The following is a 19,209-nucleotide window of genomic DNA, read 5'->3' on the forward strand; positions in this document are numbered from 1 at the left end:
CGCTCGCCGCGGTAGTTCTGGCGGGGGGGCTGCGCCGTATGGGGCGCGACAAGGCGACGCTGCCGTTTGACGGTTCGACGATGGTCGAGCATGTGGTCGCCGCCGTGAGTACGCGGTGCGCACCGGTTTTGTCATCGCCGCACCCGGCCAGCCGCTGCCTGAACTGCGGGCTGAGGTGCTGCGCGACGAGGTGCGGGGGGTGGGGCCGCTGGTCGCGACCGGCCGTGGGCTGCGTGCCGTCGCCGAAGCCGGCCTGGAGCGCGCCTTCGTCTGCGCGGTCGACATGCCGTATCTGAATTCCGAACTGATCGGTGTCCTGGCGGCCGCGGCCGACCGGGTGCCCGCCGATATCGTGCTGCCCTGGGACGGCAGGGCCCATTACCTGGCGGGGATCTATCGCAGCGCGCTCACCGAGCAGATCGCGGTCCGGTGCCGGGCGCAGCATGCGCGCGCTGGCCGAGTCCGTCGATACGCAGCGGATCGTGATGCCACCGCAGCGAGCGCTGACCAACGTCAACACGGCAGCCGATCTGCCCTGAGCGCCGCTATTCGGTAGATGGTATGCAGCAAATTATGAATTAGTCGCGAAACTCGGCCCAATTTATCGTGTCGAGATAATTCAGCCTGCATTTCGCCATATTTGAGGTCCCGGAAAGCGGGCGAATTGGGAAACGCCAGCGGTGATTGTGTGCCGGTCGGTCACGGAAGCCGCTGGGGCTCAGTACCATTCGATGGACCGCTGGTGGCGTGAATGCAGCGGGAAATTCGTTGCGGTGTACGACGAAGCTGCGCTATTCCCGACAAAAACACCCTGACCGCACGCTTTGCGTGGCATGCGGAATTCATCGCTCGGCGTCAGAGTTGGCCCAGCGACTTGGCGCTTCATGCTGTCTTGGTGTAATCAATTGCAGGGCAACACAGTTGGATGATCTACGCCGACCGCTGGCGCGCTGGAACGGCCGTCGCAAGGGTGTGGCGAGGGTCGGCAAGCCGGTCGATAAGTGTTGTGCGCCAGTGCTTTCGGGTGGAATTCAGGCTGCCTGGCGGGTGAGGGCTGCAGCGAACAGATTTGCGCGATTCGATGCGCGATGACACCTCGCCGATGGCATCCACCAGCGCTTTTAGCGTCAATGGGCCCAGGTGTCGGTGTTGCTGCGCCCGAATCAGGTGGGCCAGCTCACAAAATATGCGTGATCTCGGTCACGATTTGTTTGCGCCAATCACGAAACGGTAACGACGCTGGTCCGTGGCTGACCTGCACAGACAGTTCGTTCAGCGTCGCGTTATCTATCCGTGATCATTCCGCGATCGTGGCTACATCGGGATGACTTCTCTTCGAGACCTTTGTACGGTCCAAAGCGACTCCAAATGCGGAGCAAATAATTTCAAAACACCAAGAACCTGCGGTGAGTGGGGCCGCGGTGGCGATTACGCCCGACGCGGGGCCTGGGTCTGATCCCGGCCGGGCACTGGCCTCCCTTTCGTGCCTGACCGAGACGGCGCGAACCAACCCTTCCGGCCTGGATACAGGCTGCCGCATCCGCGTGAGCGGGTGTGCTTGGCGCGCGCTTGGCGAGAGGAACGAAGTGAAGAACATCCGCAAGACGTTTGGCCTGGGCATCATCGCCGGAGCGCTCGCTGTGGCTCCTGTGGCACTGGGTGCCGGCACCGCCAATGCGGACAGCGTCAACTGGGACGCCGTCGCTGCCTGTGAGTCGGGCGGCAACTGGGCGATCAACACCGGTAACGGGTACTACGGTGGCCTCCAGTTCAACCTCGGCACCTGGCGCTCCAACGGTGGGGCGGCATGCCTCATCAGGCCTCGCGCTCGAGCAGATCCGGGTCGCCGAGAACGTGCTGCGCAGCCAGGGCATCGGTGCTGGCCGTCGTGCGGTCGGCGCGGCTAGGACAGCGCTACCAACAACTTGATACGAAGCGGTGCCGGGCTGTTGCCCGGCACCGCTTCTGTTTCATCAGAATGCTCGGGTTACTCCAGCCCGAGAGCCTCCGATAAAACTTCAGCCTCCCCTGTAACGCGTGACGTTGGTCACACGAACCTATTAGTGACCGCACAGTTGCACGAACGTGATCGGCATCTGCCGCGGTCCCGGTGTCAAAGGTCGGGGAAGGGCCGTGAGATGACCATAAGAAGGATGTTGAACAGGGCGTTCTGGCTTATCGCAGTGTCGGCCGGGCTCATGCTCACACCCCTGTTGGGGGCCACGGCGACTGCCGGTGCGGACACGGTGAACTGGGATGCGATCGCCGACTGCGAGTCGGGCGGTAACTGGTCCATCAACACCGGCAACGGCCACTACGGCGGTCTGCAGTTCAAACCGGCAACCTGGGCCTCGAATGGCGGAATCGGATCGCCTGCCTCGGCGTCGCGTGAAGAGCAGATCCGCGTCGCCGAGAACGTCCTGGCCACCCAGGGGATCGGGGCCTGGCCGAAGTGCGGCGCCCGCGGTGGAACGCCGGCGGGCTGGCGGCCCGCCGCGTCGACCGGCTGCCAGGCCGTGCGTCCCGGCGCGGTGCTGGGGATCTTCGACCTGCGGCGGATCTGCACGACCTTCCTGGACCCTTTGACCGCGTTCGGTGTGCCGCGCTGAGCTCAGCGCACGGGGGTGAACGCCCCGCGCGCGGCGATCGAGGCCAGATGCCGGGTCAATACATATTCAGGCACGAGGACCGACGCCCGTGGCAGCGGCGCTGAGTACCTGCGGACGAAGGTTCACCACCCGGCCGATGAACTGTGACTCCCGCACGATCGCCATCACGCGTCTGCGTCGCACGGTCGCGAATCGGGAGAAGGCGGTCGCCAGATCGGGCCCCGCGAGCCCGGCCAACGTGGCGGCATCCTCCAACCCCTGACAACCGCCCTGGCCCAGATGCGGGCGCATCGGATGGGCGGCGTCCCCGGCGATCACCACAGGCCCCCGGGCCCAGTAGCGGGCCGGGGCCCGGTCGTATAGATCGTTGCGGAGCACCTGATCGGGATCTGTAGTGGCGAGCAGCGTCGGGACGGGGTCGGCCCAGGTGCCGAAGATCTGTTGCAGGTGCCTCAACTCTCCGTCGCCGTTCCGGTGTCCCTGCGGAGCCCGTTGGGTGGCGAACCAGTACGTGTGGTCGGGGCCGAGGGGCACGTGGCCGGCCTCCATCCCGGGGGCCATCGTCTCGCCCGCGAGTTCGGGGTCGATGGCATGGTCGGCCACCCCGCGCCAGGCCGTGTACCCGGCGTAGCGACGTTCCAGTGGACCGTTGAGGTGACGCGCCACCGTGGAATCGACTCCGTCGGCGCCGATGACCGCGGCCACCGCCCGCACCGATCCATCCGACAACCGCACCCGCACCTCACCGTCGCGTGCGTCGAGTGTCTGCGCGCCCACCCCGTATTCGACGGTGTCGGGGTGCAACGCCCCGGTGAGGATCTCGGTCAACGCGGTTCGATGAATCACCACGAGCGGTTCGCCGAGTGCCCGAATCATCCGGTCGGCCGCCGGGCGACGCAGCCAGGTGCCATCGTGCCAGCGCATGGCCCCCGCGGTGACCCGCCCGCCGGACGCGCGCACCTGGTCGCCCAGTCCGATCTCGTCGAGCGCAGCGAGCGCATTGGGCCAGATGCTGATGCCGGCCCCCGTGGTGGTGTCGGCACGCGCCTCGACGACGGACACCTCAAACCCGTGACGCTGCAACGCGACTGCGGTGGCCAGGCCGGTGATACCTGCGCCGACGACCAGGACGGACTGTGCCATCGGTCGAATCTAGCCGGGCTGGGTCCGGGCGACTCACCACGGTCGGTGGGGGGCTGGGTAGCCTTCCAGCGTTCTCGCAGTGTGCCTACCGGTTCCCGCGCCGAATTTGCCGGGATGGAACGAATGAATGAGGTCAGATGAAACTCACCCGCTTCGGTATCGCGCTCGGCGCCACACTGATTGCCGCCTCGGCGCTGAGTGGCTGCTCGACGGCGACCGATATCCGGGACGCGGCTGCCGGGCGGCCGAGAAGGTTGTCTCCTCGGGCACCGAGAAGATCACCGAAGTGGTGTCGGGCAACCTGTTCACCGCGGAGGGCATCGACAACGCCTATGCGGCGATCGGCGAAAAGGTCGGCGCCAACCCGATGCAGGTGGTCGACGTCGTGATCACGCCCGGCGTACTCAAGATCGAGGCCATCGACCCCAACGCCCCGACCGAGCTCAACGAATGGAGCTACACGTCCGGCATCGTCGCACCGCCGCGCCCCATCGACTATGACGACGACACCGAAGCGCTGCGGCACAACCTGTTCGCCACCTCCGACGTGCCGACCAGTGCGATCGTCGCGGCGATCGAGGGCGCCGTGGCGGCCAGTGAGATCCCCGACGGCAAGGTGCAGACGATCAGCATCAAGCGCAACATCCCGTTCGACGACAACGTGATCGTCTTCATCAACGTCCAGGGCGAGCGCAGCAGCAAGCAGGTTCGAGCGGACGTCACCGGAGCGGTCACCGAGGTGGTCTGACCGTTGCGCCGTTACCGTGGGGAGCCATGACGGCCTTCAACGATCTCGACGACTATTTCGCGCTGCCCCGGGTGTCAGGTCTCGCGGTGTCGCCGGATGGTTCACGGCTGGTTACCACGGTCAGCACACTCAATGACAAACGCACCGAATTCGTCAGTGCGATATGGGAATTGGATCCTGCCGGAGTCGAACCCGCGCGTCGGCTGACCCAAGGGGCCAAAGGGGAGTCCGCTCCGGTGTTCACCGCGGACGCAGACGTGTTGTTCCTCTCGGTGCGTCCCGCAGAGGGGGACGACACACCGCCGGCGGCCCTGTGGCGGCTGCCGGCGACCGGTGGTGAGGCATTCGAGGTGCTGGCGATGCCCGGCGGCGTCACCGCGGCCGTGAGCGCCCGCGCCGCCGACGCCACCGTGGTGACCACGTCCTGCTGTCGTCGTCGACCGGGTCGACGACGACAAGGCACGGCGCGAGGCGCGCAAGGACACCAAGGTGTCGGCGATCCTGCACACCGGCTACCCGGTCCGGCACTGGGATCACGACCTGGGGCCGGACCAGCCCACCTCTTCGACCTGGGGATGACGAGGCCGGGCCACAGGATCTGACCGCCGACCCGGGCGCGGCGTTGCGGGAGACGACGTTCGATCTCAGCGCCGACGGTGGATTCGTGGTGACGTCCTGGCAGGCTCCTGGCCCCGGCACGGCCCTGCGGGTGGTCCTGGTGCGCATCGACCGGGTCACCGGCGAACGCACCACCATCGCCGAGGAATCCGGAGCCGACCTGGAGCGCCCCGCGATCGCACCCGATGGCAGCGCGGTGGCCTTCACCCGGGAGACCCATTCCACTCCCACCGCGCCGCCGCGGATCACGCTGTGCTGCATGCGGTTCGGTGAAGATCTGGTGGAGCTGACGGGCGACTGGGATCGGTGGCCGTCCTCGGTGGCCTGGACACTGGATTCCTCGATGCTGATCGTGACGGCCGACGACGGTGGCCGCGGCCCGATTTTCTCCGTCGACCCCGTCTCGGGGGCGGTGACTCGGCTGACCGACGACGACTTCACCTACACCGATGTCAGACCCGCACCCGGCGGCGTGATCTATGCGTTGCGTAGCTCGTACGCGGTGCCGCCGCATCCCGTCCGTATCGACGCGGACGGCAGCGTCACCGAGATCCCGTGCCTCGACGCGCCCCAACTGCCCGGCACGCTGACCGAGATCACCGCGGCCGCGGCCGACGGCACAACGATCAGATCCTGGCTCACCCTGCCCGCCGGAGAGCAACCGGCCCCGTTGGTGCTGTGGATTCACGGCGGGCCGTTGGGCAGTTGGAACAGCTGGCACTGGCGGTGGAACCCGTGGTTGCTCACCGCCCAGGGATACGCGGTGTTGATGCCGGACCCGGGGCTGTCCACCGGTTACGGACAGGACTTCATCTCCCGCGGATGGGGCGCCTGGGGCGGCGAGCCCTACACCGACCTGATGGCCGCCACCGATGCCGCCTCAGCGCATCCGCGTGTCGACGCATCACGGACTGCCGCGATGGGCGGATCCTTCGGTGGGTACATGGCCAACTGGATCGCCGCCACACCGACCGGTTCGACGCGATCGTCACGCATGCCAGCCTGTGGGCGCTGGACCAGTTCGGGCCCACCACCGACGGCGCCTACTGGTGGGCACGCGATGACACCCGAGATGGCCCAGCGCAATTCACCTCACCTGTCCGTCGGCGACATCACCACCCCGATGCTGGTCATCCACGGAGACAAGGACTATCGCGTGCCGATCGGCGAGGCGCTGCGGCTGTGGTACGAGCTGCTCACGTATTCGGGGTTGCCCGCCGACGAGCACGGCGAAAGTCCCCACCGCTTCCTGTACTACCCGAGCGAGAATCACTGGGTGCTGTCGCCGCAGCACGCCAAGATCTGGTACCAGGTGGTGACTGGATTCCTCGGTGAGCACCTGCGCGGCGAACCCGTGCAGCAGCCCGAACTGCTCGGGTAGCGTCGGGAACGTGACACAGCGTGAGTTTGACCTGGTGTTGTACGGCGCCACGGGATTCGCCGGAAAGCTGACCGCCGAGTACCTGGCCGGAGCCGGGGGATCGGCCCGGATCGCCCTGGCCGGACGTTCGGAGGAGCGCCTGCGCGCCATTCGTGACGGCCTGGGGCAGGCGCGCAGTCGTGGCCGTTGGTGATGGCCGACGCCACCTCCCAGACCTCCCTCGATGCGATGGCTGCGCGCACGCAGGTGGTGGTAACGACGGTGGGCCCCTACGCGCGCTACGGAATGCCGTTGGTTGCGGCGTGCGGCCGCCGGTACCGACTACGCCGATCTCACCGGTGAGACGACGTTCATCCGCGACAGCATCGACCTGCACCACAAGCAGGCGGTCGACACCGGTGCCCGGATCGTGCATTCGTGCGGATTCGATTCGGTGCCTTCCGATCTCACGGTGTATGCGCTGTATCAGCGGGCCCTCGCGGATGGCGCCGGGGAACTCGGTGACACCAACCTGGTGGTGCGCAGCTTCGCCGGCGGCGTGTCGGGCGGCACCGTGGCCTCGATGCTGGAGTTGCTCGACACGTTGTCGTCGGATCCCGAGGCCAGAGCGCTGATGAACGATCCGTACACCCTGAGCCCCGACCGTGGCGCGGAGCCCGAACTCGGTGCTCAGCCCGACGTACGGTGGCGCCGCGGTGGCGAGATCGCACCCGAACTCGCCGGCTACTGGACCGGCGCTTTTGCGATGGCGGCGCCGAACACCCGAATCGTGCGGCGTAGTAACGCACTACTGGGCTACGCCTACGGACGCCGGTTCGAGTACGCCGAGCAGATGAGTGTGGGCCGGTCACCCGTCGCCCCGCTGGCCGCGGCGATGATGACCGGATCCAACGCGTTCACCCTCGGTGTGGGCGGCCGCTACTTCAACCGGTTGCCCCGCCGCCTAGTCGAGCGGCTGGCTCCGAAGCCGGGAACCGGACCCAGTGAGCGGGCTCGCGAGCAGGGTCACTACCGCGTCGAGACCTACACCACGACGACGTCGGGTGCCCGCTACGTGGCGGCCATGGCCCAGCAAGGAGATCCGGGTACAAGTCGACCGCGGTGCTGCTCGGCGAGTGCGGGCTCGCCCTGGCTACCGACCGTGACGCTCTTTCGGACCGGCGCGGTGTGCTGACACCGGTGGCAGCGATGGGAGATGTGCTGCTCACCCGGCTACCGGCCGCCGGGGTGACGCTGGAAACCACCGCGCTGAGTTGAGCCGGCGCAACACGAATAGCTCGGCCTGCGTCGAACACCTGTGGGACAAGATCACAGTCGACTAGTGTCGAGGATGAGCACTTCCAGTACGCCAGCAACGAAGGTGGGATAGAAAAATGGCCGGTCTCGACGATCTCTTCGCGCAGATCCCCGTGGCGGATATAGCCAATAAGCTCGGCGCCGATGAAGGCGAGGTGAGCAACGCCATCAAGACCTTGATTCCGGCTCTGGTCGGCGGCGTGGCCGAGAACGTACAGGCCGACAGCATCGACTCCAGCGATCTTGAGTCGGCCGTGTCCGCGCAGGCCGCCAGCGGACTGCTCGACGGTGGGGTGAGTGTCGACCAGGTCGACGCCGGCAAAGGCAACCAGATCGTCTCGAAGATCTTCGGCGGCAACGACAGCAACCAGGTCGCGTCGGCGTTGGCCGGTACGGGCGCCGGTGGCGGCGACCTGATCAAGAGGCTACTGCCGATCCTGGCGCCGATCGTGCTCGCCTACATCGGCAAGCAGTTCGCCCAGAAGAACGCCGCTCCGGCCGGAGAGGCGCAGGCTTCCGGCGGCGGCCTCGGGGACATCCTCGGCAGCATCCTCGGCGGCGCAGCCGGTGGCGGTGCCGCCGCCAACAACCCGCTGGGCAGCATCCTGGGCAGCGTGCTCGGCGGCGGTGGCAGCCAGGGCAATGCCATCGGTGAGATCCTCGGCGGCCTGCTCGGCGGCAAGAAGTAGGCCCGGCGCACCCCTGCACGAGAGCCCCCGACGCCCAGCGAACGCACCGGGCATCGGGGGCTTTCGCGTATTCGGGTGCGTCCTTCTTAGAATGGCTCGGTGACTCCCACCCCTGACAACCGTGCCGATGCCCTACCCAAATCCTGGGATCCGGCTGCGGTAGAAGCCGACCTGTACCAGGGCTGGGTGGATGCCGGATACTTCACCGCCGATCCGGCCAGCGAAAAGCCGCCGTACTCGATCGTGCTGCCACCGCCCAATGTGACCGGCAGCCTGCACATGGGCCACGCGCTCGACCACACCCTGATGGACGCCCTGACCCGCCGCAAGCGGATGCAGGGCTTCGAGGTGCTGTGGCTGCCCGGCATGGACCACGCCGGCATCGCGACCCAGACCGTGGTGGAAAAGCAGCTCGCCGCTGAGGGCTGAGCCGGCAAGGCATGGGCCGCGAACGCTTCGTCGAGAAGGTCTGGGACTGGAAGCACGAGTCCGGCGGCACCATCGGCGGGCAGATGCGCCGCCTCGGTGACGGTGTGGACTGGAGCCGCGACCGCTTCACCATGGACGAGGGTCTGTCGCGTGCCGTGCGCACGATCTTCAAAAGGCTCTTCGATGCGGGGCTGATCTACCAGGCCGAGCGGTTGGTCAACTGGTCGCCGGTGCTGGAGACGGCGATCAGCGACCCGAGGTCAAGTACGAAGACGTCGAGGGCGAGCTGGTCTCGTTCCGCTACGGCTCGATGAACGACGACGAGCCCCACATCGTGGTGGCCACCACCCGGGTGGAGACGATGCTCGGTGACACCGCGATCGCCGTGCACCCCGACGACGAGCGCTATCGCGACCTGGTCGGCAAGACCCTGCCGCATCCATTTGCCGACCACGAGATGATCGTGGTCGCCGACACCCACGTCGATCCCGAATTCGGTACCGGCGCAGTCAAAGTCACCCCAGCCCACGATCCGAACGACTTCGAGATCGGCATGCGCCACCAGCTGCCGATGCCGACGATCATGGATGCCAAAGGCCGGATCGCCGACACCGGAACACAATTCGACGGGATGGACCGGTTCGAGGCCCGGGTCAAGATCCGCGAGGTGCTGGCCGAGCAGGGCCGGATCGTCGCCGAGAAGCGGCCGTACCTGCACAGCGTCGGACACTCCGAGCGCAGCGGCGAGCCCATCGAGCCGCGGCTGTCCCTGCAGTGGTGGGTCAAGGTGGACGGTCTGGCCAAGGCGGCGGGCGATGCGGTGCGCAACGGCGACACCGTCATTCACCCGCCGAGCCTGGAGCCGCGGTGGTTCGCCTGGGTGGACAACATGCACGACTGGTGCATTTCCCGGCAGCTGTGGTGGGGTCACCGGATTCCGATCTGGCACGGACCGAACGGCGAGACCGTGTGCGTCGGCCCCGACGAGACCCCGCCGGCAGGCTGGGAGCAGGACCCCGACGTCCTCGACACCTGGTTCTCCTCGGCGCTGTGGCCGTTCTCGACCTTGGGCTGGCCCGACCACACGCCCGAGTTGGCCAAGTTCTATCCGACCTCGGTGCTGGTCACCGGCTACGACATCCTGTTCTTCTGGGTGGCCCGGATGATGATGTTCGGTACCTTCGTCGCCGACGATCCGGCGATCACGTTCGACGGTGCCCGCGCCCCGCAGGTGCCGTTCGAGAATGTGTTCCTGCACGGGCTGATCCGCGACGAGTTCGGCCGCAAGATGAGCAAGTCGCGCGGCAACGGCATCGACCCGCTGGACTGGGTGGAGAAGTTCGGCGCCGACGCACTGCGATTCACCCTGGCACGTGGGGCGAGCCCCGGCGGCGATCTGTCCATCGGTGAGGACCACGCTCGTGCGTCGCGCAACTTCGCCACCAAGCTGTTCAATGCGACCCGCTTCGCGTTGATGAACGGTGCCGCACCCGCTCCGTTGCCCGCTGTGAGCGACCTGACCGACGCCGACCGCTGGATCCTCGGCCGCCTGGAAGAGGTCCGGGCCGAGGTGGATTCGGCACTCGACAGCTACGAGTTCAGCCGGGCCTGCGAATCGCTGTACCACTTCGCCTGGGACGAGTTCTGCGACTGGTACGTGGAGCTGGCCAAGGTGCAGTTGGGCAGCCAGAAAGAACCAGGCGTCTCTCACACGACAGCGGTGTTGGCGGCAGTGCTCGACGCTCTGCTCAAACTGCTGCACCCGGTCATGCCGTTCGTCACCGAGACGCTGTGGAAGACGCTCACCGACGGCGAATCCATCGTGATCGCGCGGTGGCCGGAGCCGTCGGGTATTGCGCTCGATCCGGTTGCGGCACAACACATTGCCGATATGCAGAAGCTGATCACCGAGGTGCGCCGCTTCCGTAGCGACCAGGGCCTGGCCGACCGGCAGCGGGTTCCGGCCCGGCTGACGGCGATCGCCGAGGCCGGCCTGACCGAGCAACTGCCCGCGGTCACCGCGCTGGCCTGGCTGACCGACGCCGGTGACGGGTTCACCCCGTCGGCCTCGGTCGAGGTGCGTCTGGCGCAGGCCACGGTGCTCGTCGAGGTGGACACCTCGGGCACCGTCGATGTCGCGGCCGAACGACGCCGGCTGGAGAAGGACCTGGCCGCGGCGCAGAAGGAACTCGCGACCACGACGGCCAAGCTCGGCAACGAGGCGTTTCTGGCCAAGGCGCCCGAGAACGTCGTCGACAAGATCCGTGACCGTCAGCAGTTGGCCGGCGAAGAGGTCGAGCGGATCAATGCACGCCTGGCAGCCCTCAAGTGAGTGACCCAGTCCCTACTCCGGATGAGATCGCCGCACTGCTGCAGGTCGAGCACCTACTCGATCAGCGCTGGCCCGAGACCAAGCTGGACCCCAGCACGGCACGCATCGCGGCCCTGCTGGAGCTGCTGGGCTCACCGCAGCGGGCCTACCCGTCGATCCATGTCGCCGGGACGAACGGCAAGACGTCGGTCGCCCGCCTCATCGATGCGCTGCTGACCGCACTGCACCGGCGTACGGGCGCACCACCAGCCCGCATCTGCAGTCCGCGGTGGAACGCATCTCGATCGACGGAAAGCCGATCACGCCAGCGCAATACGTGAATGCCTACACCGAGGTCGAACCGTTCGTGCAACTTGTGGACCAGCAGTCCGAGGCTGCCGGTGGGCCGAAGATGAGCAAGTTCGAGGTCCTCACTGCGATGGCCTTCGCAGCATTCGCCGACGTGCCCATCGATGTCGCCGTCGTCGAGGTCGGGATGGGCGGACGCTGGGACGCCACCAACGTCGTCAACGCCCCGGTCGCGGTGATCACCCCGATCGGCATCGACCACACCGACTATCTGGGCGACACGATCGCGGAGATCGCGGGGGAGAAGGCCGGCATCATCACCCGCCAACCCGACGATCTGGTTCCGACCGACACGGTGGCGGTCATCGCCAAGCAGGTTCCCGAGGCGATGGACGTGCTGCTGGCCGAAGCGGTGCGCGCCGACGCGGCCGTCGCCCGCGAAGACTCCGAGTTCGCTGTGCTGTCCAGGCAGGTCGCCATCGGTGGTCAGGTGTTGGAGTTACAGGGCCTGAGCGGTGTGTATTCCGAGATCTTCCTGCCGCTGCACGGCGAGCATCAGGCGCACAACGCGGTTCTCGCACTGGCCGCGGTCGAAGCGTTCTTCGGTGCGGGTGCCGACCGTCAACTGGATGTCGAGGCGATCCGGGCCGGGTTCGCGGCGGTGCACAGCCCGGGCCGGATGGAGCGCATGCGAAGTGCGCCAACAGTTTTCATCGATGCGGCACACAATCCGGCCGGGGCTGCGGCGCTGGCGCAGACCCTGCAGCAGGAGTTCGACTTCCGCTTCCTCGTCGGGGTGGTGTCGGTGATGGGGGACAAGGACGCCGGTGGCATCCTGAGCGCGCTCGAGTCGGTGTTCGACCAGATCGTGGTCACCCACAACGGTTCACCGCGGGCGATGGATGTCGAGTCGTTGGCGTTGCTGGCCGAGGAGCGTTTCGGCCAGGATCGGGTGATCACCGCCATGACGCTGTCGGATGCCATCGAAACCGCCACCGCGTTGGTCGAGGAGGCCGGCGCAGAAGAAGGCCTGTCCGGGTCCGGAATGGTGATCACCGGTTCGGTGGTGACGGCCGGCGTGGCCCGGACCCTGTTCGGACGGGACCCGCAATGAACGATCAGACTCCGAGTGATCAGACGCCCGGCGACACGCCGGCACCCCCTGACCCATGGAAGAGCTTCCGTGGCGTGATGGCAGGCACGTTGATCCTGGAAGCCATCGTGGTACTTCTGGCCCTACCTGTGGTGGGTGTCAGTAACGCCGGGCTGACCTGGACGTCGGGCGGATTTGTGATCGGTCTGGCCGTCGTGTTGATCCTGATGTCGGGGCTGCAGGGCCGGCCCTGGGCCATCTGGGCGAACCTGGGTATCCAACTGGTAGTGATCGCCGGGGCGCTCATCCATGGGGCGATCGGCTTCATCGGTGTGATCTTCGCCGTGGTCTGGCTGTTGATCGTGTACCTGCGGGGTGAGGTCAAACGCAGGCAGGATCGGGGTCTGCTGCCCGGTCAGCAGCCGCCCGGCGAATAGCCGCGGCCAGGTGCGGTCTCCGTTGGGAGCCCGCGGTGGCACGCCGGGGTTACCGACCGGTACGCTCTCTGCTCGTGACTGAGCAGACCCTTGTCTTGATTAAGCCCGACGGCGTGCAGCGCCACCTGGTCGGGGAGATCCTCGGCCGGATCGAGCGCAAGGGTCTGACCCTGGCGGCGCTCGAACTGAAGAACGTCAGCATCGAGCTGGCCAAGCAGCACTACGCCGAGCACGACGGCAAGCCGTTCTTCGATTCGCTGCTGGAGTTCATCACTTCCGGACCCGTCGTCGCCGCCATCGTGGAGGGTCCGCGGGCTATCGCGGCGTTCCGTCAGATCGCCGGTGGCACCGACCCGGTGGAGAAGGCTGTGCCCGGCACCATCCGCGGTGACCTGGCGCTTGTGACCCAGGACAACCTCGTGCACGGGTCGGATTCGCCGGAGTCGGCAGCCCGTGAGATCGCCCTGTGGTTTCCTGGCGAAGCCTCCGCCCGATAATCCTTCTCGCAGTCTGGTCTGTACCGCGTCAGTGATGTGGGATACTGGGTGCGGGTTGCCAGTCTCAACCGAGGCTGAAGACCCGAATGAAGACTTCGACGAGCGCGACCACCGCAATCCGGTGCGGCGCGGGCCGTCCAGCCATCATTCAGCCAGGCACCGGGTGGGTTCGGTAGCGAACTGCCCGGAGCGAGACCACAACAAGCCCGGGGAAAGTGTCCCGGGCCAATAGCGGGAGCCCTCGCGTGGCCGCGTCGATACGACGCGCCCGGGGGCTTGAGGAGAATTCGTGGCCGAAGATGCCCAGAATGACGACCTATCGACCGAGACTCCGCAAGAGGAGGGACTGCCCGAGCGGCTGAGAGTCCACTCCCTGGCGCGGGTGCTCGGCACCACCAGCAGGCGAGTGCTCGACGCCCTGGCTGAGTTCGACGGCCGTCGGCGCAGTGCCCATTCCACGATCGACAAGGTCGATGCGGAGCGGGTTCGTGACGCACTCGCTCTCGACTCGACCGAGCCGGCTCAGTCCGAGCCGGTGCAGGTCGAGGAAGTCGCGGTGGTAGCGGCCGAGTCCGTCGAGGCCCCGGTAGAAGCCTCGGCCGAGGCTTCCGAAGAGGACCCCGTCCTGGTGGGCGACGAGCCCGAGTCGCGGTTGATCCTGGAGACCGCGAATATCCCCGCGGTTCGGGAAGCGCACACCGAGCGAGCCGATTACCTGCCGCTGTTCGTCGCCCCGCAGCCCGTCAGCTTCGTGCCGGTCCTCGTCGATGTGGATGATGACGACGAAGACGACACCGATACCGACGATGACACCGATGCCGACTCGGATACCGACGACGATCAGGCGGATCGCCCCGCCGCGCGCCGGCGCCGTCGGGGCCGTCGGGGTCGCGGTCGTGGCCGCGGTGAGCAGGCCGACGAAAACGGATCCGATTCGGGCCCGGAATCCGACACCGACACCGCTGATGACGAGAGCGATTCCGATGAGGAATCCGACGACGAGACCGATGAATCCGATGAGGGCACCGACGACGACACCGCGGGTGGCGACGGCAACAACCGTCGCCGTCGCCGCCGGCGTCGGCGCAAGTCCGGCTCCGGTGACGGTGACGACGCGGGCTCGCCGGATGACCCGCCCAACACCGTCGTGCACGAACGTCCGTCCCGGCCCGAGCGATCGGGCAAGGGCAGCGATGACTCGGAGATCCAGGGGATCAGCGGATCGACCCGCCTGGAGGCCAAGCGTCAGCGCCGCCGCGATGGCCGTGACGCAGGCCGCCGTCGTCCCCCCATCCTGAGCGAGGCCGAGTTCCTGGCCCGCCGTGAGGCCGTCGAACGCACCATGATCGTGCGCGACAAGGTCCGCTCCGACCCGCCGCATCAAGGTGCCCGCTACACGCAGATCGCTGTGCTGGAAGACGGTGTCGTCGTCGAGCATTTTGTGACGTCAGCGGCATCCGCCAGCCTGGTCGGCAACATCTACCTCGGCATCGTGCAGAACGTGCTGCCCTCAATGGAGGCTGCCTTCGTCGACATCGGCCGCGGACGCAACGGTGTCCTCTACGCGGGCGAGGTGAACTGGGAGGCCGCCGGCCTCGGCGGGTCGAACCGCAAGATCGAGCAGGCCCTCAAGCCGGGCGACTATGTCGTCGTCCAGGTCAGCAAGGATCCGGTGGGGCACAAGGGCGCCCGGCTCACCACGCAGGTGTCGCTGGCCGGTCGCTACCTGGTCTACGTGCCGGGTGCGTCGTCGACCGGCATCAGCCGCAAGCTGCCCGACACCGAACGCCAGCGGCTCAAGGAGATCCTCAAAGAGGTTGTTCCGGCCGATGCCGGGGTGATCATCCGCACCGCGTCGGAGGGCGTGAAAGCCGAGGACATCCGATCCGACGTCGAACGGTTGCAGCAGCGCTGGACCGAGATCGACGCCAAGGGCGCCGAGGTCACCGCGAAGAAGGCGGCGGCGCGGCCGTCGCCCCTACGAAGAGCCCGATGTTCTGGTCAAGGTCATCCGTGACCTGTTCAACGAGGACTTCTCCGGCCTGATCGTCTCCGGCGACGAGGCCTGGGACACGATCAACTCCTACGTCAACACCGTTGCACCCGATCTCATGGGCCGGCTCACCAAGTACGAACCCGCCGGTGGTGCCGATGCGCCCGACGTGTTCGCCGTGCACCGCATCGACGAGCAGTTGGCCAAGGCGCTCGATCGCAAGGTGTGGCTGCCCTCGGGCGGAACCCTGGTCATCGACCGCACCGAAGCGATGACCGTCGTCGACGTCAACACCGGCAAGTTCACCGGTGCCGGCGGCAACCTCGAGCAGACCGTCACCCGCAACAACCTGGAGGCCGCCGAGGAGATCGTGCGGCAACTACGGTTGCGCGACATCGGCGGCATCGTGGTCATCGACTTCATCGACATGGTCCTCGAATCGAACCGGGATCTGGTACTGCGCAGGCTGACCGAGGCCCTGGGCCGGGACCGCACGCGGCACCAGGTGTCCGAGGTGACCTCGCTGGGCCTCGTGCAGCTGACCCGAAAGAAGTTGGGTACCGGTCTGATCGAGGCGTTCTCGACATCGTGCACCCATTGCGCCGGCCGCGGCATCGTGCTGCATGGTGACCCGGTCGACACGGCCGCGTCGTCCAACTCCGGCCGCAAGACCGAATCCAGTGGCAGCGGCGGAAGCAGCAGCCGCCGAAGCAAGCGGGGTAAGCGGGGCAATGCCCGTCCGGAGCCCGAAGAGACGCCGGTCGTCAAGGTGCCTGACCATCCGGTCGGTGAGCACCCGATGTTCAAGGCCATGGCTGCGGCGAACGACCGCCCCGACGAAGACCACGAAGGTCACGAGGACATCGACGAGCATGCCGCCGAGGCCCATGACGGCGAGGGTGACGAGCAGGTGACTCCTGACGACGCGGGCGTGACCGACGAATCTCCCGACGGCTTCGATGCGCACGACGCCGAGGAATCGGACGAATCGGACGAGGACTCGGATGAGGACTCGGAAGAAGACGAAGACGAGATCGACCTCGACGATGAGGACCTCGATGACGACGACGAGGACCTCGACGACGACTCGGACGAGGACCTCGAGGACGACCCGGACGACGAGGACTTGGATGACGAGGACTCTGACGACCCTGACGAGGATGACGAGGATGACGAGTCCGAGAAGGACGTCTACCAGGCTCCAGAGCCCGTGGTAGCAGAGGTGACACCCAACCGCGGCCGTGTTCGTCGACGTGCCGCAGCCAGGCCCGCCGGGCCGCCCCGCCAGGACTAGTGGCAATGCCGCGCAGTTAAGGTCCGCGCCCTGTTGTCAACCGTCGAGGATTTCGATGGTGATGGCGGTTGTGTAGTTGGTGCGGTCGATGGCGCCTTTAGCCCGGTGCTTGGAAATGGCGCGTTTGACCACTCGGGGACTCGAGCGTGATCGCCGCGCTGGTAGCGGCTGGTTGAGGGCGGCGGCTCCGATGCAGCCGATCAGGTCGATGGTGGCGTCGGCGATCGTTGCGGCGGCGTGAATGACTTGGTCGCGGGCGGTGTTCAGGGCGACGGTGAGGCTCAGCCGGTCGGGGCCGATGTCGGGACGGGCCAGTGCGGTATCGGCCAGGGCGGTGCGCAGGGCCTGGTAGGTGATCAGCAGTGCGTAGACCTCTTGGGTGATGCCGGCGGGGGTACCCGCGCGCAGCACTCGTCCGCCCAGAATGGTCGATTTCAATTCCAGGTAGCTGGTTTCAATCTCCCACCGTTGATGGTAGAGCTCGACCAGTTCGTCTGCGGGATATTGCTTTTCGTCTAGCAGGGTGGTGACCAGGCGGTAGTGACCGTAGCGGGTCGCCCCGCCGTCGAGCCGCACGCTGATGCGGGCGTCGATCACCCGCACGGTCACCGCGCCCATCCGTGCCAGCCACGTCCGGTCCGCCAGCGTCTTGATCGGGGCAGCACACGGGCGTCTTTGCAGCGGATCAGCAACTCGGCATGGGTCGAGGCGATCTTTCCACGAGCTGTGACGGCGAAGTTGCGGTCAGCCAACAGCAGCATGTCTGGTTTCAGGCACCGCAGCAGCGTTGGTGCATAGGTGGTTTCGCCTACTCCGTAGGCGCCGAACACGGCATCGACGACGGTGCGGGTGCCACACGCCACGACCGTCAGCATGCGCAGCATCGGATACCGGACTCGGCGTCGGGGCGGCCGGTTTGGCGGCCGAACGCTGCGGCGTTGGCTGCACTGTTGGGCACGAACATCGAGGTGCCGTCGATCGCGCAGACCAACAGCCCATGCCAGCGCGTCGCGCCGACAGCCGGGCCGCGTACCAGGGTGAACAATTCGCGCAGCGGGGCAACTCCGACACGTCGCAATGCTTGTGACAGTGCCGAAGAACCCGGTGCGGCCACGGTGACCGGATCCAGGCCGGCGACCAGCCGCGCCCAGACCTGCTGGTATCCGATCTCGGCGAACAACGCCCCGGCCAGCAGCAGGTAGACCACGACCCGCGAGGGCAGCACCCGAACACGGCGCTGTACGCGGCCGGTGTTCTCCAAGGCGGCATCTACAAGATCGGCGGACACGATCCGGGTCAACTCGCCCAGATGGCCCGGCGCGAACCGGCCCTGACGACCCGGTGGCCCAGGACAGATGACAGACTGAACAGACAGCGGAACTCCCTGGTGAGATGGTGTCTTTGGACGGACAATCCATCGATACCGGGAGTTCCGCTGTCCTACCGGCATCCCACACGGCGTGTCACAATTGCCACACCAGTCACACGCTTAACTGCGCGGCATTGGGACTAGTGGGCGGTTTGACCCTCTACCCGCTGGTCAAGTACCCTTGACCAGTTGTCTCCAGTGCCTGTAATAGTCGCAGGCCGGTGACGGCGGGGCAGCCCGCCACCCAAGACCCGCGCACGCACCGACCGGTAGCGCGCGCCCGCAGAGAGCAGCAGAGCAGAGGACACGATGGCGACATACGCAATCGTCAAGACCGGCGGCAAGCAGTACAAGGTTGCCGTCGGTGACGTGGTGAAGGTTGAGAAGCTCGACACCGAGCCGGGCGCGTCGGTATCACTGCCCGTCGCCCTGGTGGTCGACGGTGCCAGCGTCACCAGCAAGGCCGATGACCTGGCCAAGGTCGCCGTGACCGGCGAGGTGCTGGAGCACACCAAGGGTCCCAAGATCCGCATCCACAAGTTCAAGAACAAGACCGGCTACCACAAGCGCCAGGGGCACCGTCAGCAGCTGACCGTGCTCAAGGTCACCGGTATCAAGTAGCAAGGGAGCGAACTAATGGCACACAAAAAGGGCGCTTCCAGCTCGCGCAACGGTCGTGATTCCGCAGCCCAGCGGCTCGGCGTCAAGCGTTTCGGTGGTCAGGTCGTCAAGGCCGGCGAGATTCTCGTCCGCCAGCGCGGCACCCATTTCCATCCCGGCGTGAATGTCGGTCGTGGTGGCGATGACACGCTGTTCGCACTGTCCCCCGGCGCTGTGGAGTTCGGCTCCAAGCGCGGCCGCAAGCACGTGAACATCGTTCCCGTGCCGCGCCCGGAGGCCTGAGACTTAGAGGATTCTCCGCGAATGTGAAGCAGCTGCGAGTTCTCGATCGAACTTTCGCGATAGCTTCACATTCGACGGAGAGGATGTCCG

12 protein-coding genes and 7 pseudogenes are annotated in these 19,209 nt (G+C 66.7%); 15 read left to right on the plus strand and 4 right to left on the minus strand.

Annotated features, from left to right (window positions below; genetic code table 11):
• The first annotated feature begins 38 nt into the window (after positions 1–38).
• The 3 genes and pseudogenes from mobA to G6N44_RS00015 all read left to right on the plus strand — a co-directional run bounded on the left by mobA (position 39) and on the right by G6N44_RS00015 (position 2,609).
• A pseudogene (gene mobA, locus G6N44_RS00005) lies at positions 39–539 on the plus strand (molybdenum cofactor guanylyltransferase).
• A 1,047-nt stretch (positions 540–1,586) separates the two neighbouring features.
• Positions 1,587–1,907, plus strand: a pseudogene (locus G6N44_RS29310) (transglycosylase family protein).
• Positions 1,908–2,138: 231 nt separating this feature from the next.
• The gene (locus G6N44_RS00015) at positions 2,139–2,609 is read left to right on the plus strand and encodes a transglycosylase family protein (RefSeq protein WP_170309373.1); all 471 of its coding nucleotides are present in this window, start codon (positions 2,139–2,141) and stop codon (positions 2,607–2,609) included.
• A 2-nt stretch (positions 2,610–2,611) separates the two neighbouring features.
• Here G6N44_RS00015 and G6N44_RS00020 read toward each other — a convergent pair.
• Positions 2,612–3,752, minus strand: a pseudogene (locus G6N44_RS00020) (FAD-dependent oxidoreductase).
• 127 nt (positions 3,753–3,879) lie between these two features.
• On the opposite strand from G6N44_RS00020, the gene G6N44_RS00025 reads away from it, so the two are divergent.
• The 10 genes and pseudogenes from G6N44_RS00025 (at position 3,880) to G6N44_RS00070 (ending at position 16,847) form a co-directional block, all read left to right on the plus strand.
• On the plus strand, positions 3,880–4,500 hold the full coding sequence (locus G6N44_RS00025) for a hypothetical protein (RefSeq protein ID WP_163660035.1): 621 nt from the start codon (positions 3,880–3,882) through the stop codon (positions 4,498–4,500).
• Positions 4,501–4,526: 26 nt separating this feature from the next.
• Complete coding sequence (locus tag G6N44_RS29315) at positions 4,527–5,102, plus strand: TolB-like translocation protein (RefSeq protein ID WP_163660037.1); 576 nt, start codon at positions 4,527–4,529, stop codon at positions 5,100–5,102.
• Positions 5,103–5,122: 20 nt separating this feature from the next.
• Positions 5,123–6,499, plus strand: a complete 1,377-nt coding sequence (locus G6N44_RS00035; RefSeq protein ID WP_163660039.1) for a S9 family peptidase — start codon at positions 5,123–5,125, stop codon at positions 6,497–6,499.
• 10 nt (positions 6,500–6,509) lie between these two features.
• Positions 6,510–7,756: pseudogene (locus G6N44_RS00040) on the plus strand (saccharopine dehydrogenase family protein).
• A 116-nt stretch (positions 7,757–7,872) separates the two neighbouring features.
• The gene (locus G6N44_RS00045; RefSeq protein WP_163660041.1) at positions 7,873–8,484 is read left to right on the plus strand and encodes a DUF937 domain-containing protein; all 612 of its coding nucleotides are present in this window, start codon (positions 7,873–7,875) and stop codon (positions 8,482–8,484) included.
• Between the two features lie 99 nt (positions 8,485–8,583).
• Positions 8,584–11,245 (plus strand): annotated as a pseudogene (locus tag G6N44_RS00050) (valine--tRNA ligase).
• Positions 11,242–12,647 (plus strand): annotated as a pseudogene (gene folC, locus G6N44_RS00055) (bifunctional tetrahydrofolate synthase/dihydrofolate synthase). The pseudogenes G6N44_RS00050 and folC overlap by 4 nt, the downstream one beginning before the upstream one ends.
• Positions 12,644–13,063 carry a DUF4233 domain-containing protein gene (locus tag G6N44_RS00060; RefSeq protein ID WP_163660043.1) on the plus strand — a complete coding sequence of 140 codons (420 nt, stop codon included), beginning with the start codon at positions 12,644–12,646 and terminating at the stop codon, positions 13,061–13,063. Before folC ends, G6N44_RS00060 begins: the two are co-directional and overlap by 4 nt.
• Before the next feature lie 74 nt (positions 13,064–13,137).
• The gene (gene ndk, locus G6N44_RS00065; protein WP_075922034.1) at positions 13,138–13,560 is read left to right on the plus strand and encodes a nucleoside-diphosphate kinase; all 423 of its coding nucleotides are present in this window, start codon (positions 13,138–13,140) and stop codon (positions 13,558–13,560) included.
• A 289-nt stretch (positions 13,561–13,849) separates the two neighbouring features.
• Positions 13,850–16,847, plus strand: a pseudogene (locus G6N44_RS00070) (Rne/Rng family ribonuclease).
• Positions 16,848–16,883: 36 nt separating this feature from the next.
• On the opposite strand, the gene G6N44_RS29205 reads toward G6N44_RS00070, so the two are convergent.
• The 3 genes from G6N44_RS29205 to G6N44_RS29215 are packed head-to-tail and all read right to left on the minus strand — an operon-like array spanning position 16,884 to position 18,135.
• Positions 16,884–17,465 carry a transposase gene (locus tag G6N44_RS29205; protein WP_197907480.1) on the minus strand — a complete coding sequence of 194 codons (582 nt, stop codon included), beginning with the start codon at positions 17,463–17,465 and terminating at the stop codon, positions 16,884–16,886.
• A complete protein-coding gene (locus tag G6N44_RS29210) occupies positions 17,453–17,722 on the minus strand; it encodes a hypothetical protein (protein ID WP_197907481.1) in 270 nt (89 codons plus the stop codon). The genes G6N44_RS29205 and G6N44_RS29210 overlap by 13 nt, the downstream gene beginning before the upstream one ends.
• Positions 17,716–18,135: a transposase domain-containing protein gene (locus G6N44_RS29215; protein ID WP_197907482.1), complete on the minus strand. Its 420-nt coding sequence runs from the start codon at positions 18,133–18,135 to the stop codon at positions 17,716–17,718. The genes G6N44_RS29210 and G6N44_RS29215 overlap by 7 nt, the downstream gene beginning before the upstream one ends.
• Before the next feature lie 390 nt (positions 18,136–18,525).
• Here G6N44_RS29215 and rplU point away from each other — a divergent pair, with 390 nt between their 5' ends.
• Positions 18,526–18,837, plus strand: a complete 312-nt coding sequence (gene rplU / locus G6N44_RS00080) for a 50S ribosomal protein L21 (RefSeq protein WP_163660045.1) — start codon at positions 18,526–18,528, stop codon at positions 18,835–18,837.
• Positions 18,838–18,852: 15 nt separating this feature from the next.
• Positions 18,853–19,119, plus strand: a complete 267-nt coding sequence (gene rpmA / locus G6N44_RS00085) for a 50S ribosomal protein L27 (RefSeq protein WP_163660047.1) — start codon at positions 18,853–18,855, stop codon at positions 19,117–19,119.
• Positions 19,120–19,209: the final 90 nt, after the last annotated feature.

The organism is Mycolicibacterium alvei (assembly GCF_010727325.1).
Lineage (GTDB): Bacteria > Actinomycetota > Actinomycetes > Mycobacteriales > Mycobacteriaceae > Mycobacterium > Mycobacterium alvei.

Excerpts from the sequence above, each read along its gene's own strand:
- rplU (WP_163660045.1), top strand. The coding sequence starts at position 18,526 with ATGGCGACATACGCAATCGTCAAGACCGGCGGCAAGCAGTACAAGGTT.
- G6N44_RS29315 (WP_163660037.1), top strand. The coding sequence starts at position 4,527 with ATGACGGCCTTCAACGATCTCGACGACTATTTCGCGCTGCCCCGGGTG.
- rpmA (WP_163660047.1), top strand. The coding sequence starts at position 18,853 with ATGGCACACAAAAAGGGCGCTTCCAGCTCGCGCAACGGTCGTGATTCC.
- G6N44_RS00025 (WP_163660035.1), top strand. The coding sequence starts at position 3,880 with ATGAGGTCAGATGAAACTCACCCGCTTCGGTATCGCGCTCGGCGCCAC.
- G6N44_RS00015 (WP_170309373.1), top strand. The coding sequence starts at position 2,139 with ATGACCATAAGAAGGATGTTGAACAGGGCGTTCTGGCTTATCGCAGTG.
- G6N44_RS29205 (WP_197907480.1), bottom strand. The coding sequence starts at position 17,465 with ATGGGCGCGGTGACCGTGCGGGTGATCGACGCCCGCATCAGCGTGCGG.
- G6N44_RS00045 (WP_163660041.1), top strand. The coding sequence starts at position 7,873 with ATGGCCGGTCTCGACGATCTCTTCGCGCAGATCCCCGTGGCGGATATA.
- G6N44_RS00060 (WP_163660043.1), top strand. The coding sequence starts at position 12,644 with ATGAACGATCAGACTCCGAGTGATCAGACGCCCGGCGACACGCCGGCA.
- G6N44_RS29210 (WP_197907481.1), bottom strand. The coding sequence starts at position 17,722 with ATGCTGACGGTCGTGGCGTGTGGCACCCGCACCGTCGTCGATGCCGTG.